Below are 13,560 nucleotides of genomic sequence, written 5' to 3'. Positions count from 1 at the left end.
CTATGTCTGCGGCCTGGCCGGATATCTGACGGCGAACAGCGGCCGGCAGCTCGGCTTCGCCATTTTCGTCGTCGACGAGCCGCAGCGCGCCGCGGCGGACGCGGCGACCGACCCCTACGTCCTGACCGTGTCGCAGCCGGCCCGGCGCTGGATCGGGCGGGCCCGGGCCGCCGAGCGTGAGCTCCTGCGGCAGTGGGCGGCCGCCTACTAGCGGCCCCTAGACGAGATCGCGCAGCCGGTACCACGTCATCGCCAGCACCAGGGCCGGCATGCGCAGCAGCCGGCCGCCGGGGAACGGCCGGTGCGGGATCCGGGCGAAAACGTCGAAGCGGTTTGCCTGGCCGCGGATCGCCTCGGCCATGACCCGCCCGGCCATGCCGGTCAGCAGCACGCCATGGCCGGAGAAGCCCTGGGCGAAGAAGATGTGCGGCGCCAGCCGGCCGAAATGCGGCGTGCGGTTGATGGTGATGCCGACATGGCCGCCCCAGCAGAACTCGATTTTCTTGTCCGCCAGGCGGGGCAGGGTTCGCACCATGGTCCGGCGCATGGTCTCGGCCAGGCGCCGCGGCTCATAGCCGGAATAGCTGACGCCGCCGCCGAACAGCATCCGGCCGTCATGGCTCAGCCGATAATAGTTCAGCACGAAGTTGATGTCGGCCACGGCGAAGCCGGACGGGACGGTCTGCTGCGCCAGCGATTCGCCTAGCGGTTCGGTGGCGATGATGTAGGTGCCGACCGGCATGACCCGCGAGCGGATGGTGCGGTCGACCTCGGCCGACAGCGCCGGCAGATAGGCATTGCCGCACAGCGCCACGAAATCGGCGGTGATGCGCCCCTTCGGCGTCGTCGCCACGGCCGGTTTGGTCTGGTCCAGCCGTGTGACCGGCGTGTCCTCGAAGATCCTCACGCCCAGCGAGCGGGCCGCGTCCGCCAGGCCGAGCGCATAGTTCAGCGGGTGCAGCTGGCCGCTGCCGCTGTCGAGCAGGCCGCCGACATAGCCCGGCGCGTCGACCAGCGCCCGGATCTCGGCCCGCGACAGCATCCGGCCTTGGTGGTAGCCGAGCCCGTCCCATTCGGCGAGATGAGCCTCCAGTTCCTCCATATGCCGCCGCTTCAGCGCGCCCAGCACATAGCCCCAGCGCAGGTCGCAATCGATGCCGTACTGCTCGACGCGCTGGCGCAGCAGCGCCTTGGCCTCCTCGGACATGTCCCACAGCTTGCGGGCGTCGTCGCGGCCGACCCAGCCGGCAATGGTGCTGATGTCCTTGTTGAAGCCGGTCACCGCCTGGCCGCCATTGCGGCCCGAGGCGCCCCAGCCGACCCGCTGCGCCTCGACCAGCACGACGTCGAGGCCGCGCTCCCTCAGCTCGATCGCGGTGCTGAGACCGGTGTAGCCGCCGCCGACGACCAGCACGTCGCAGCGCAGATCCCCGTCCAGCGCGGGGAAGCGGAGATCGCGGTTGGCGGTGGCGGCGTACCAGGAGCGGACATGGCCGGCTGCTTGCATGACACGGTGGATGTGGCCTCGGACGGCGCTCTCAATAGCTTGGCCGGGGCGGGGCCGGCCAGCCGGGCCGACGCCCGGTCCGTCATGTCCTGCCCGCATGACGGCCGCCGGAACTGAGCGGATGGCTGTTCGCTTGTCCCGGCGGAGGCTACGGGCGAGAATAGGACCATATGCCGTGACCCTGGGGTGTGGCCTTTGCCGGTGCGCATGCAGCTTCGCGATGTGGTGGAGGCGACGGTCCTGACCTTCGTCCTGGCGGCGCTCGGCATCGCCACGAAGGGGCTGGAGCCGCTCGCCCTGTTCTGGCCGGCGAATGGCGCGCTGATCGGGTGGTTCCTGCGCAGCCCGACGCGGCGGCATCCGCTGTGCTGGGCCGGGGTGGTCGTGGCCTTCGTCGGCGCCGATCTGAGCTATGGGCGCGGCATCGAGCTCGCCCTGGTGCTGCTGCTGTCCAATCTGGCCGAGATCGCCGCGGGCCTGCTGGTGCTGCAGCCGATGTGGCCGGAGGGGCGGAATCTCGACCACCCCGCCGCCGTGCTGCGCGTCGGGATCGCATGCATCGTCTCGGCCCTGGCCGGCGGCATCGCCTCCGCGCTCGGCTTCGGCCTGCTCGGCGACACGGCGATCCTGCTGAACACCGCGACCTGGTGGATGTCGGAGATCGCCAGCCTCGCGGCGGTGCTGCCGGTCGCCCTGACCCTGCCGTCACGGCCGTGGCCGTCGGGCTGGGTCTCGCGCCTGACCCGGCAGGAGCTGCCGGAACTGGCGGGCCCCGTGATGCTGCTGGTGCTAATGGCGGCACTCGGGGTTGCCACCGGCGGCATCGGCACCACCGGCTACCTGCTGCTGCCCCTGATCTGGTCGGCGATGCGGTCCGGCATCTTCGCCACCACGGTGATGGCGGCGCTGGTGGGTTTGTGGATCTTTGCGGCCCTCGGCCTCGGCCTCGACCGGCTGCCGTCGCAGACCGTGGCCGAAGATCCGCTGCGCATCCTGCTGTCGACCCGGCTGTCGGTCGCCCTGATCTCCCTGGCCGCCGTCCTGGTCGCCAGCATCATGTCGACGCGCCGCCGGGTCGAGCAGCGTCTGGCCGAAAGCGAGCGCCGGCTGGCCCTGGCCTTCGAGGGCACCACCGATGGCATCTGGGATCTCGAGGTGCCGTCCCGCCTGATGTCCGCCCTCGACTCCATCTCGCTGGCCGAGCGTGCCGAGGCGACGCAGCGCCGGCCGCTGGAGGATTATCTGCGCCGGATCCATCCCGACGACCGCGAGCGGGCGACGGCGGTGCTGGAGGATCACCTGGCCGGCCGGTCTCCGGATTGCGTCGTCGAGTATCGCTGGCCCGCGCCGGATGGCGGCTGGCTCTGGCAGCTGGCGCGGGGCCGGACGGTCGAGCGTGACGAGGCCGGGCGGCCGCTGCGCGTGGTCGGCTCGTTCATGGATGTCTCGGCCCGGAAGGCGCTGGAGCAGAAGATCGAATACATGGCCAACCACGACGCCCTGACCGGCCTGGCCAACCGGCATGCGCTCGACGCCGCGCTGAAGGAGCGGATCGGGGCCTATCGCCGGCGGTCGGCCGGGGCCGTGCTGATGGTGATCGACCTCGACGGTTTCAAGGCGGTCAATGACGGCCATGGTCACCTGGCGGGCGATACCGTGCTGCGCGCCCTGGCGCAGCGCCTGGCCGCGGCCCTGCCGGACGGCATGACGCCGGTACGGACCGGTGGCGATGAATTCGCGGTGATTGGGGATGAGCTCGGCGCCGGCGAGGTGGAGGTCCTGGCCGACCGGATCGGGGCCGCCCTGGCCGCCCCGATCCCGGTCGGCGCCGGCACGGTTTCGGTCGGCGCCAGCATCGGCTGGGCCTTCCTGCCGCGGGACGCTGAGGACGAGCATGGGCTGGCCGCAGTGGCCGATGCCCGGCTGTACGCCGCGAAACAGCAGCTCCAGCGGCGCAAGGCCGAGCCGGAGCCGCCGTCGCGTGCCTCGGCTTGAGACGCGGCTAGGCCGCGCGGCGCCAGGTGGGGAAGGGGTCGGGCAGGTCGGCCCAGCCGGCCGGGTCGAAGCCGGAAGCGGGGTCGACCAGGCAGGCATCGAGGGCGTGCCGGATCGCCGCCTGGTCCATGCCGATGCCGATGAACACCAGTTCCTGCCGGCGGTCGCCGAACACCGGATCCCAGCGCGCCTCGATCATCCGACGCATTTCCGGATCCCCAGGCCAGCGGTCCCGCGGCACCGCCGCCCACCAGAAGCCGATCGCCTCGTGCCGCAGCATGGCGCCGGCTTGGCTCATCTCGCCGACCCAGCGCGGCCGGGTCGCCAGCCAGAAATGGCCCTTGGAGCGGATCACGCCGGGCCAGGGCCGGTTGAAGGCGGCATGCAGCCGGGCCGGGTGGAAGGGGCGGCGGGCACGGTAGACGAAGCTCTCGACGCCGTATTCCAGCGTCTCGGGTCTGTGCTCCGCGAACTGGTAAAGCTCCTTGTACCAGAGCGGGTGCTCGCGGGCCCGGTCGAAGTCGAAGCGGCCGGTGCCGAGGATCGAGTCCAGGGCGACGGCACCGAAATTCGCCTCGACGATCGCCGCCTCCGGGTTCAGCCCGGCGATGACGCGGCGGACCATCCGGCGCTGCTCCGGCGTCGCCGCGTCGATCTTGTTCAGCACCACCACGTCGGCGAACTCGATCTGGTCGACCAGCAGGTCGACCAGGGTGCGGCCGTCCCCGTCGCCGGCGGTCTCGCCGCGGTCGCGCAGGAAGTCGGTCGAGCTGAAATCGGCCAGCAGGTTGGCGGCGTCGACCACCGTCACCATGGTGTCGATGCGGGCGACATCGCCGAGCGAGGCGCCGTCCTCGTCGCGGAAGTCGAAGGTCGCGGCCACCGGCAGCGGCTCGGAGATGCCGGTCGATTCGATCACCAGGCAGTCGAACCGCCCCTGCTCGGCCAGCAGGCGGACCTCGCGCAGCAGGTCGTCGCGCAGGGTGCAGCAGATGCAGCCATTGGTCATCTCGACCAGGGTCTCGCTGGTGCGGCTGAGATCGGCGCCGCCGTTGCGGACCAACTCGGCGTCGATGTTCACCTCGCTCATGTCGTTGACGATGACGGCGACCCGGCGGCCCTCGCGATTGCGCAGGATGTGGTTCAGCAGCGTCGTCTTGCCGGCGCCGAGGAAGCCGGAGAGGACGGTGACGGGAAGGCGGGACTCCGGCCGCATGGTCACGACACCCACCGGGGCGACGCGGGCCCGGCCGCGATGTCGTCCAGCCGCAGGCCGAGTGCCAGCGACCCCAGCAACTCGGCACAGCGCGACGATCCGTGCACGGCCACCAGGCGCGGCATGGTTTCGGTCAGCAGCGCCGAGGATAGGGCGGCCGGGGACAGGCCGACGGCCTCTAGCTCGGCCATCAGGCGGCGGATCTCATGGGTCGCGCGGGTGAAGCCGGCGGGGGTGTGAAGGCCGGGGGCGATCTGTTCGAGGGTGTGGTGCGGCTGGTCTGGCATGGCTTTCGTCCGGTAAATTTAATGTTATATCATAACAGTTAAATTTCAGACGCAAGCCCTCTGTCGATCGCAAGGCGATCGCCGCTGCCGGAGCCCCCGGAATCGATCCCGTTCAGCCGGCCGGCGGCCGGCATCCCTCCGGCTTGAGCACCCGGACGGTCGAGGCTGGATGGCGCGCCAGCGCCGCCGCCGGCCGGACCGGGCGCGGGGCGAAGCCGCCGCCGCAATTCGGGCAGCGGCCGCCCAGCACCGTCTCGGCGCAGCGGGTGCAGAAGGTGCATTCGAAACTGCAGATCACGGCCTCCCGGGAATCGGGCGGCAGATCCTTGTCGCAGCATTCGCAGTTCGGGCGCAGGTCAAGCATCGAATCCTCCAGATCCCGGTCTTCGGTATCGCCGGGGCCGTCGTCCCGGGCCACCGGTTTTCCTGTCCTCCGCGGTGGCGCGTCGCGTCGCCGGCTGAGGAGATTCATACAAATGCTTCATGTGCCTCACAATGACTGCCAAGGAGCATCGTCCTGTGCCAGTATCCGCCCAGCAACCTGGAGATCTCGATGCGCGTCAGCCGAATTGACAACCCCGCGAAGCGAATGCTCGGTTGGCTCGTGCGATATTCGGTGGCCGGGAAACACACGCGCAAATTCTTTTCGGATCTGGCTCATGGCGGATCGTCGGCCAAGGCGAAGGCCGCTGCCGACGCCTTCGCGCTGGCGCATCTGCTGGAGCATCAGGAGATCCGGTCGCTGCGGACGCGGCTGCTGCCGCGCCGGAACACGCCGCACGGGGTCCCCGGCGTCGCGCGCTATGTCCGCCCCGGCGGGAACTCGGCGTTCTGGACCGCCTACTGGACCCAGGACGGCGTGCGGCGGCAGAAGAAGTACTCGGTGGCCCAGCTGGGCGAGAACGAGGCGCGGGAGCTGGCCTTCGCCACCCGGGCGGAGATGACCGCCGGCAATGAGGAGCGGCTCGAGGAACTGCTGGATATCCACGTTCCCGAGCGCAAATCGAAGCGGCAGGGGGCAACCCGACGGGAGGAGGCGCCGAAGCGGCGCTCCCGGCCGGCCGAAACCATCCAGGAGCGCCGCAGGGCCTGACCCCTCAGACCTTGTTCAGGTACCAGTCATATTCCAGCTGGCTGATCTGGGAGAAGAACTTGTCGCGCTCGGCCCATTTCAGAGCCAGGTAGATGTCGAGGAAGCGGCGGCCGAAATACTCGTTGAAGAAGGCCGAGCCGTCGAGCTGTTCCAGCGCCACGATCCAGGACGAGGTCAGCGTCGGCTCGATCGTGTCATAGGCGTTGCCCGAGATCGGCGGGCCCGGATCGATCTGCCGCTTGATGCCGTGATGCGCCCCGGCCAGCACCGCCGCGACCACCAGATAGGGGTTGCTGTCGGCGCCGGCGACGCGGTGCTCGACCCGGCGGTCCTTCGGCTTGCCCGGCGGGATGCGCAGCGACACGCTGCGGTTGTTGGCGGCCCAGGTCGGGGCGTGCGGCACGTAGGAGTTGGGCTGGAAGCGGCGGAAGGCGTTCTGGTTCTGAGCGAACACCGCCATGCCCTCCGCCATGGTGGCGCCGAGGCCGCCGATGGCGTGGCGCAGCATCGGGGTGCCATGCGGGTCATCCGCGGCGAACAGGCTGGCGCCGGCGGCGTCCAGCAGGCTCATATGGATGTGGAAGCCGCTGCCGGCCTGGTCGGGATAGGGCTTCGCCATGAAGGTCGCCTCGACCCCGTGCTTGGCCGCGACCGACTTGACCACCCGCTTGAACAGGATGGCGTCGTCGCAGGCCTCGAGCGGGTCGGCGACATGGCGCAGATTGATCTCGTACTGCCCCGGCGCGTATTCCGAGACCAGGCTGTCGACCGGGATGCCCTGCGCCACGCAGGTGTCGTAGATCTCGTGCAGCAGGTCGTTGAAGTCGTACAGCTCGTCGATGCCGTAGACCTGGGTGGTGTCCTGGCGCTTGCCGCTGATCGGCGACATCGGCGGCCGCGGCCGGCCGTCCTCGCCACGCTTGCGGTCGACCAGGTAGAATTCCAGCTCCACCGCCACCACCGGGTGCAGCCCGTCATCCCGCAGGCGCTGGACGATATTGGCCAGGACGGTGCGCGGATCGGCGAAGAAGGGGGAGCCGTCGAGGTCCCGCATCGCCAGTAGCACCTGGCCGGTCGGGCGCGACAGCCACGGCACCGGGTCGAGGGTGTGCGGGACGGGGAAGCAGTCGCGGTCCGCGTCGCCATCGGCGAAGCCGAGGCCGGTCTCTTCGACCGTTTCGCCGGTGATGTCGGTGGCGAAGAGGGAGCCGGGGAAGGTCAGGCCGTCGCGGAAGATCTTGTCGAGCGCGGCGACGGGAACCTTCTTGCCGCGCAGGACACCGCACATGTCGCAGACCAGGGCGTCGATGTGCGTGATGTCAGGAAATTGCGCGCGGAAATTCCTTACGATGTCGTTCGATGTGCGTTCATGCATTTGGTCACGCAATTGTTGCCACGAAGCCTTCATCCTCGCAGCCGACCGGGAAGTGTCAAGCCGGGCCGAGTCGGAGCGGCCATGCGGGCGCCTGTTTCTCCTTCCCACCCCCCCGGGGGGCTCGGCTATGGTGGCCGGGCTGAAACGAGAAGCGGGGTCCGCCTAAAGGGGCTGACCATGATTTTATGCAAAAACTTGTGGACTTCATTCACGACCATGGCGTGACCGAAGTCGAGTGCCTGGTCCCGGACATCAACGGGATCGCCCGGGGCAAGATCCTGCCCGACGACAAGTTCATCAAGGGCCTGAAGACCCGCGGGATGCGGATCCCGGAATCGATCTTCATGCAGACGGTGACCGGGGAATACCCCGATGACGACGTCACCAATGCCGCCGACATCGACATCTACATGGTGCCCGACAAGGACACCATCCGCATCGTCCCCTGGTACGAGGAGCCGACGGCGCAGGTGATCTGCGACGCGGAATATGTCGACGGCAGCCCGTGCGAGCTGTCCTGCCGCCACGTGCTGCGGCGGGTGCTGAAGCTGTACGAGGAGAAGGGCTGGAAGCCGCTGGTGGCGCCCGAGCTCGAATTCTACCTGGTCAAAAAGAACATCGACCCCGACTACCCGCTGGAGCCGCCGATCGGCCGGTCCGGCCGGCCGGAGACGGGGCGCCAGTCCTACGGCATCGACGCGGTCAACGAGTTCGACCCGATCTTCGAGGAGATCTACGATCACTGCGAGGCGATGGGCCTCGACGTCGACACCCTGGCGCATGAGGCCGGGGCGGCGCAGATCGAGATCAACTTCAACCATGGCGACCCGCTGGACCTCGCCGACCAGGTGCTGATCTTCAAGCGCACGGTGCGCGAGACGGCGATGCGCCACGACGTCTACGCCACCTTCATGGCCAAGCCGTTGCAGAACGAGCCCGGCAGCGCGATGCATCTGCATCAGAGCGTGAACGACGCCAAGACCGGCCGGAACCTGTTCGCCACCAAGGAAGGCGGGAACAGCGACCTGTTCCTGGCCTACATCGCCGGCCTGCAGAAATTCGTGCCGGCGGCGATGCCGCTGTTCGCGCCGAACGTGAACTCCTACCGCCGCCTGGACCCCGAGAGCGACGCGCCGATCAACGTCCATTGGGGCATGGACAACCGCACCGTCGGCTTCCGCGTGCCGATCGACGAGCCGCAGGCCAAGCGGGTCGAGAACCGCGTGGCGGGCGCGGACTGCAACCCCTACCTGATGTTCGCGGCGTCGCTGGCCTGCGGCTATCTCGGCATCGTCAACGAGATGCAGCCGTCGAACCCGGTCGAGGGCTCGGCCAAGCGCCTGGCCTTCACCCTGCCGCGCCACCTCTACGACAGCCTCAACAAGTTCTCCGCCTCGCGCCCGCTGCGCGAGGTGCTGGGCGAGAAGCTGGTCGACGCGGTGTGGTGGGTGAAGAACAAGGAGTATGACGCCTATCACCGCGTCATCAGCTCCTGGGAACGCGAGAACCTGCTGCTGAACGTCTGAGCAGACGGCCCGTCCCGGTTCGGGGCGGGCCGCCACGAGCGCCATGACAGGGGAGGGAGCCTTGGCGGGCAAGTTCGAGCCGTTGGATTCCGGCCAGGTGCCGCGCTTCGCCTGCATCCCGACCTTCATGCGACTGCCGCTGGCGACGCCGGCGGAGGTCGACATCGCCCTGGTCGGCGTGCCTTTCGACGGCGGCGTGACCAACCGCGCCGGGGCGCGGCACGGCCCGCGCGAGCTGCGCAACCAGTCCAGCCTGATGCGCCGGGTGCACCACGTCACCGGCGTCTCGCCCTACGACCTGGCGCGGGTCGCGGATTGCGGCGACGCGCCGGTCGACCCGATCAGCCTGGAAAAGTCGCTGGAGTCGATCACGGGCTTCTACGCCGATCTGCACCGGGCCGGCGCGGTGCCGCTGTCGGCCGGCGGCGACCATCTGGTGTCGCTGCCGATCCTGCGCGGCCTGGCGACGGGCCGGCCGGTCGGGCTGATCCAGTTCGACGCCCATTCCGACACCTATGAGGGCTTCTTCGGCAATCGCTATAACCACGGCACGCCGTTCCGCCGGGCGATCGAGGAGGGGCTGCTCGACCCGAAGCGGATGGTCCAGATCGGGCTGCGCGGCTCGATCTCCGACGCCGCCAATTACGACTTCGCCAAGGCCTGCGGCATTCGCATGGTGTTCATCGAGGAGTTCGACCATCGCGGCCCGGACGACGTGATGGACGAGGCGCTGGAGATTCTCGGCGACCAGCCCGCCTATGTGACCTTCGACATCGACGCCCTCGACCCGTCGATGGCGCCGGGCACCGGCACGCCGGAGATCGGCGGCATCACCACCCGGGAGGCCCAGCGCATGGTGCGCCGCTTGGCCGGGCTGGACCTGGTCGGCGCCGACCTGGTCGAGGTGGCGCCGCCCTTCGACCCCTCCGGCCTCACCGCCGTGACCGGGGCGACGCTGATGTTCGAGCTGCTCTGCGCCCTTGCGCCCGGCGTGGCGGCGCGCCGCGGGACAGGGGCCTCGGCCTGAGCCGGCCGGATCGGGGCTGCACCGGAGCCGAGTCTCGTTCTTGTCCACCACCGTCCTGCCTTTCGGGCGGATGACCGCCATGCGGCCGGCGCAGCGATCGCCGAGCGCGCCCGGGCTTGAACCGAAGCGGGGGCCGCCAAAGTTGAGAGAATGACTCTGCCCCTCTCGGTCCTCGACCTCGCGCCGATCGCCTCCGGCTCCCCGACGGGGCAGGCGGTCCGCAACTCGCTCGACCTCGCCCGGCTGACGGATCGGCTGGGCTACACCCGCTACTGGGTGGCCGAGCATCACTCGATCCCCGGCGTGGCCTCCACGGCGCCCGAGATCCTGATCGGCCACATCGCCCAGGTGACGGAGCGGATCCGTGTCGGCTCCGGCGGGGTGATGCTGCCGAACCACGCGCCGCTGCGGGTGGTCGAGGCCTTCAAGATGCTGGAGGCGTTGCATCCGGGCCGGATCGATCTCGGCCTCGGCCGCGCCCCGGGCTCGGACCAGCTGACCGCGCTGGCGATGCGGCGCTCTCAGGAAGCGGTCATCGCCAACGACTTCCCCGAGCAATATGCCGAGCTGCGCGCCTTCGCCGACGGCACCTTCCCGCCGGAACATGCCTTCCGCAATGTTCACGCGGTGCCGGAGGATGTGCCGCTGCCGCCGGTCTGGATGCTCGGCTCCAGCGAATTCGGCGCCCGCTTCGCCGCCCGGATCGGCTGCGGCTTCGCCTTCGCCCATCATTTCAGCCCGCAATACACGATGCCGGCGATGCATCTGTACCGGGCCAACTTCCAGCCCTCGGCGACGATGCAGGCGCCGCATTCGATCCTGACCGTCTCGGTCTATTGCGCGGAGGACCCGGCGGAGGCGGAGCGGCTGGCGGCGCCGCACCAGCTGTCCTGGGTGCGGCTGCGCACCAACCGGCCGGGCCTGCTGCCGAGCCCGGAAGAGGCGCTGTCCTACCCCTATACGGCGGAAGAGAAGCGCGTGGCCGAGAACGCCCGCCGCAACCAGATCGTCGGCACGCCGGAGACGGTGAAGGCCGAGATCGAGCGGTTGGCGGGCGAGACCGTGGCCAGCGAGGTGATGATCACCAGCATGATCCACGACCACGGCGCGCGTCTGCGCTCCTACGAGCTGGTGGCGGAGGCGTTCGGGCTGCAGGCGGGCTGAGCCGCGCCGGCCGTCAGCCCAGGCGGGCGAATAGGGCGACCACATCGGCCTGCCGATGGGTGTCGGTCTTGACGAAGATCGATTTCAGCTGGGTCCGGGCCGTCTCGTAGCGGATTGACAGCCGCTCCGCGGCCTCGGCCAGCGGCACGCCACTGCCGAGAAGGGCCGCGAGCCGGGCTTCCGCGCGGGACAGGCCGAACATGGTCGCCAGCCGCCGTTCCGCCGACACCGAGCGCGCGGCGGGATCCCGGATCAGGACGATCGCACGGGCGCCGTTGAAGACCAGCATCCGGTCGCGGGGCAGGGGAGAGATATCGACCACCAGCGGCGGCCGCCCGCTCGGCCGCCGGATCGCGATCGGGCCGCCCGCGGCGGCGCCAGCCGGATGGATGCTGCCTTCGATGCCGGCCTGCAGCCGCCGGTTGTCGTCGATGGCCATCGCGGTCAGCCGGCCGCCCCGCAGCGCCAGCCCGTCGCCGAGCAGCGCGGTCAGCGCGCAGGTGCTGCGCAGCACGGTGCCCTGGGGGCCGAGGATCGCGCCCGCGACCTCCGCCGCCTCCCACCCCTCGATCATGCCGTCGAGCTTGCGGAAGCCGAGGCTCTCGGCCAGCCGCACCGCGCGGGCGAAGGAGGGCCGGAGCGAGTCGAGGGCCGCGAGCTCCGCCGGCGTGAACGGATCGGTGTCCAGCGCCCGCTCCAGCGTCAGGACGACAGGGCCGAGGGTGGGGCTCGAGAGGAGGATCGACCCGGCCGCCCATTTCAGGCCGAAGGGCCGCAGCAGCTCGTTGTAGAACGGGTCGCGGGCGATCTCGTCGGCGGACAGCAGCTCGGTGTCGCAGACGAAGTTGGTCCAGGTCCGGGCATTGATGCGCGGGAAGCGCGGGTTTCGCTGCGGCCAGCCATCGGCCGTGGCCGCCTCGATGATCTCCTCGAACCCGGCGGAGGGTGCCCCGAGCTGGGTGGCCGAGCGTGCCGTCATGAACAGCGACGCTTCGCTTCCCCCCGCGCCGGCGAAGGCGCCGAGGGCGACGGGCCACAGGTCGGGGTCGAGCGCAGCATCGAGGAACAGCGCCTCGACGTCCCGGAACAGCTCGGGCCGGGTCGCCCCGATCATCACGGGCCCGGCCGGGCTGCGATCGATCCCGCGGACCGACGGCATCGCATGGTCCATCCCCCCGATGGCTGCGTCTCGAAGACCATGATACATGGGAAACGCAGCGCTTTTGACGGACATTTTATCATGAGCGTCTGGCCCCGTGTCGTCTCCGCGCAGCCATCACCTCTTCCCTCCGGCGCGTGCCCGCGCTAAAACCCGCGCCCCTTTTCAGCCCCGTCCGACCGGACCCGGGGCTTTTCGTCGTTGGAGCGGAGGCGGAGATGGCGGTCTGCGGCCTGGATTTCGGCACCTCGAACTCGACCCTCGGCATCGTCGACGCCGCGGGGGCGAGGCTGCTGCCGCTGGAGGGGGCGGCGACCACGCTGCCCAGCGCGATCTGGTTCGACCTGGTCGGCGGCGCGCCGCGCTTCGGCCGCTCGGCCGTCGACTCTTATGTCGAGAGCCTGGATGGCCGGCTGATGCGGTCGATCAAGTCGGTGCTCGGCACCTCGCTGATCGAGGAGGACACCTGGGTCGGGCGCGAGCGCATCGGCTTCAAGCAGGTGATCGGCATCTTCCTGGCCGAGATGAAGGCGCGGGCCGAGGCTGCCTGCGGCCACGCGCTGGAACGGGTGGTGCATGGCCGGCCGGTGCATTTCGTCGACGACGACCCGGCCGGCGACCGCGCCGCCCAGGACACGCTGCAGGCGATCGCGCGCGAGGCCGGCTTCGCCGAGGTGTCCTTCGAATACGAGCCGATCGCCGCCGCCCGCACCTATGAGGCCGGGCTGGACCGGGAGGAGGTGGCGCTGATCGTCGATATCGGCGGCGGCACCTCCGACATCTCGGTCGTCCGGCTGGGGCCGCAGCGCCGGGCGCTGCCGGACCGGGCGGGCGACATCCTGGCCAATGACGGCATCCGGCTGGGCGGCACCGATGTCGACCGGCTGTTCAGCCTGGCCACGGTGATGCCGGCGCTGGGCATGGGCACGAAGATGAAGCGCGAGGGCGCGGTGGCGCCCAGCCGCTACTTCCACATGCTGGCGACCTGGAGCCGGATCAACGCCCTCTACGCCCCCAAGGTGGTGGCGGAGGTGCGCGACGTGCGCCGGGAATCGCGCGCACCGGAGAAGTTCGACCGGCTGCTGCGGGTGCTGGAGGGCAATCTCGGCCACAGCCTGGCGCTGCGGGTCGAGGCGGCGAAGATCGCGCTCGGCGACAAGGACCCGACCGTGATCGACCTGCGGCTGGTGGAGCCCAAGCTGGGGCTGCGC

General features: G+C 69.9%; 12 protein-coding genes and 1 pseudogene. 7 read left to right on the top strand and 6 right to left on the bottom strand.

Going from position 1 to position 13,560, the window contains the following annotated elements; translation table 11 throughout:
* Positions 1 to 211 (top strand): annotated as a pseudogene (locus P409_RS38850) (D-alanyl-D-alanine carboxypeptidase); the annotation flags it as partial.
* A gap of 6 nt (positions 212 to 217) precedes the next feature.
* Here P409_RS38850 and P409_RS12105 read toward each other — a convergent pair.
* Positions 218 to 1,507, bottom strand: coding sequence for an NAD(P)/FAD-dependent oxidoreductase (locus P409_RS12105; protein WP_034836232.1), 1,290 nt, complete (start codon positions 1,505 to 1,507; stop codon positions 218 to 220).
* A 207-nt stretch (positions 1,508 to 1,714) separates the two neighbouring features.
* On the opposite strand from P409_RS12105, the gene P409_RS36190 reads away from it, so the two are divergent.
* Complete coding sequence (locus P409_RS36190) at positions 1,715 to 3,502, top strand: sensor domain-containing diguanylate cyclase (protein ID WP_152613344.1); 1,788 nt, start codon at positions 1,715 to 1,717, stop codon at positions 3,500 to 3,502.
* Between the two features lie 7 nt (positions 3,503 to 3,509).
* Here P409_RS36190 and zigA read toward each other — a convergent pair whose 3' ends face one another.
* The 3 genes from zigA to P409_RS12085 form a co-directional block, all read right to left on the bottom strand.
* A complete protein-coding gene (gene zigA, locus P409_RS12095) occupies positions 3,510 to 4,718 on the bottom strand; it encodes a zinc metallochaperone GTPase ZigA (RefSeq protein WP_034836229.1) in 1,209 nt (402 codons plus the stop codon).
* 2 nt (positions 4,719 to 4,720) lie between these two features.
* Positions 4,721 to 5,005, bottom strand: coding sequence for a hypothetical protein (locus P409_RS12090; RefSeq protein ID WP_034836225.1), 285 nt, complete (start codon positions 5,003 to 5,005; stop codon positions 4,721 to 4,723).
* Between the two features lie 112 nt (positions 5,006 to 5,117).
* Positions 5,118 to 5,369 carry a DUF1272 domain-containing protein gene (locus P409_RS12085; protein ID WP_034836242.1) on the bottom strand — a complete coding sequence of 84 codons (252 nt, stop codon included), beginning with the start codon at positions 5,367 to 5,369 and terminating at the stop codon, positions 5,118 to 5,120.
* A gap of 189 nt (positions 5,370 to 5,558) precedes the next feature.
* Here P409_RS12085 and P409_RS12080 point away from each other — a divergent pair, with 189 nt between their 5' ends.
* Positions 5,559 to 6,098 carry an AP2/ERF family transcription factor gene (locus tag P409_RS12080; protein WP_081991443.1) on the top strand — a complete coding sequence of 180 codons (540 nt, stop codon included), beginning with the start codon at positions 5,559 to 5,561 and terminating at the stop codon, positions 6,096 to 6,098.
* Positions 6,099 to 6,102: 4 nt separating this feature from the next.
* On the opposite strand, the gene P409_RS12075 is transcribed toward P409_RS12080, so the two are convergent.
* Complete coding sequence (locus P409_RS12075) at positions 6,103 to 7,473, bottom strand: glutamine synthetase family protein (protein WP_052120439.1); 1,371 nt, start codon at positions 7,471 to 7,473, stop codon at positions 6,103 to 6,105.
* 185 nt (positions 7,474 to 7,658) lie between these two features.
* On the opposite strand from P409_RS12075, the gene P409_RS12070 reads away from it, so the two are divergent.
* The 3 genes from P409_RS12070 (at position 7,659) to P409_RS12060 (ending at position 11,190) form a co-directional block, all read left to right on the top strand.
* A complete protein-coding gene (locus P409_RS12070; RefSeq protein WP_034836220.1) occupies positions 7,659 to 8,999 on the top strand; it encodes a glutamine synthetase family protein in 1,341 nt (446 codons plus the stop codon).
* A gap of 61 nt (positions 9,000 to 9,060) precedes the next feature.
* Positions 9,061 to 10,026: an agmatinase gene (speB, locus tag P409_RS12065; RefSeq protein WP_152613343.1), complete on the top strand. Its 966-nt coding sequence runs from the start codon at positions 9,061 to 9,063 to the stop codon at positions 10,024 to 10,026.
* Positions 10,027 to 10,176: 150 nt separating this feature from the next.
* On the top strand, positions 10,177 to 11,190 hold the full coding sequence (locus P409_RS12060) for an LLM class flavin-dependent oxidoreductase (protein ID WP_034836212.1): 1,014 nt from the start codon (positions 10,177 to 10,179) through the stop codon (positions 11,188 to 11,190).
* A gap of 13 nt (positions 11,191 to 11,203) precedes the next feature.
* Here the strand turns inward: P409_RS12060 and P409_RS12055 are convergent, their stop codons facing one another.
* On the bottom strand, positions 11,204 to 12,349 hold the full coding sequence (locus P409_RS12055) for a helix-turn-helix transcriptional regulator (protein ID WP_152613342.1): 1,146 nt from the start codon (positions 12,347 to 12,349) through the stop codon (positions 11,204 to 11,206).
* A 218-nt stretch (positions 12,350 to 12,567) separates the two neighbouring features.
* Between P409_RS12055 and P409_RS12050 the strand changes: the two genes are divergently transcribed.
* A partial coding sequence (locus P409_RS12050) for an Hsp70 family protein (protein WP_034836204.1) occupies positions 12,568 to 13,560 on the top strand: 993 nt, incomplete at its 3' end.

Origin of the sequence: Inquilinus limosus MP06 (assembly GCF_000767795.1) — a bacterium.
Taxonomy (GTDB): domain Bacteria; phylum Pseudomonadota; class Alphaproteobacteria; order DSM-16000; family Inquilinaceae; genus Inquilinus; species Inquilinus limosus_E.
This window is presented reverse-complemented; position numbering and strand designations above follow the sequence as displayed.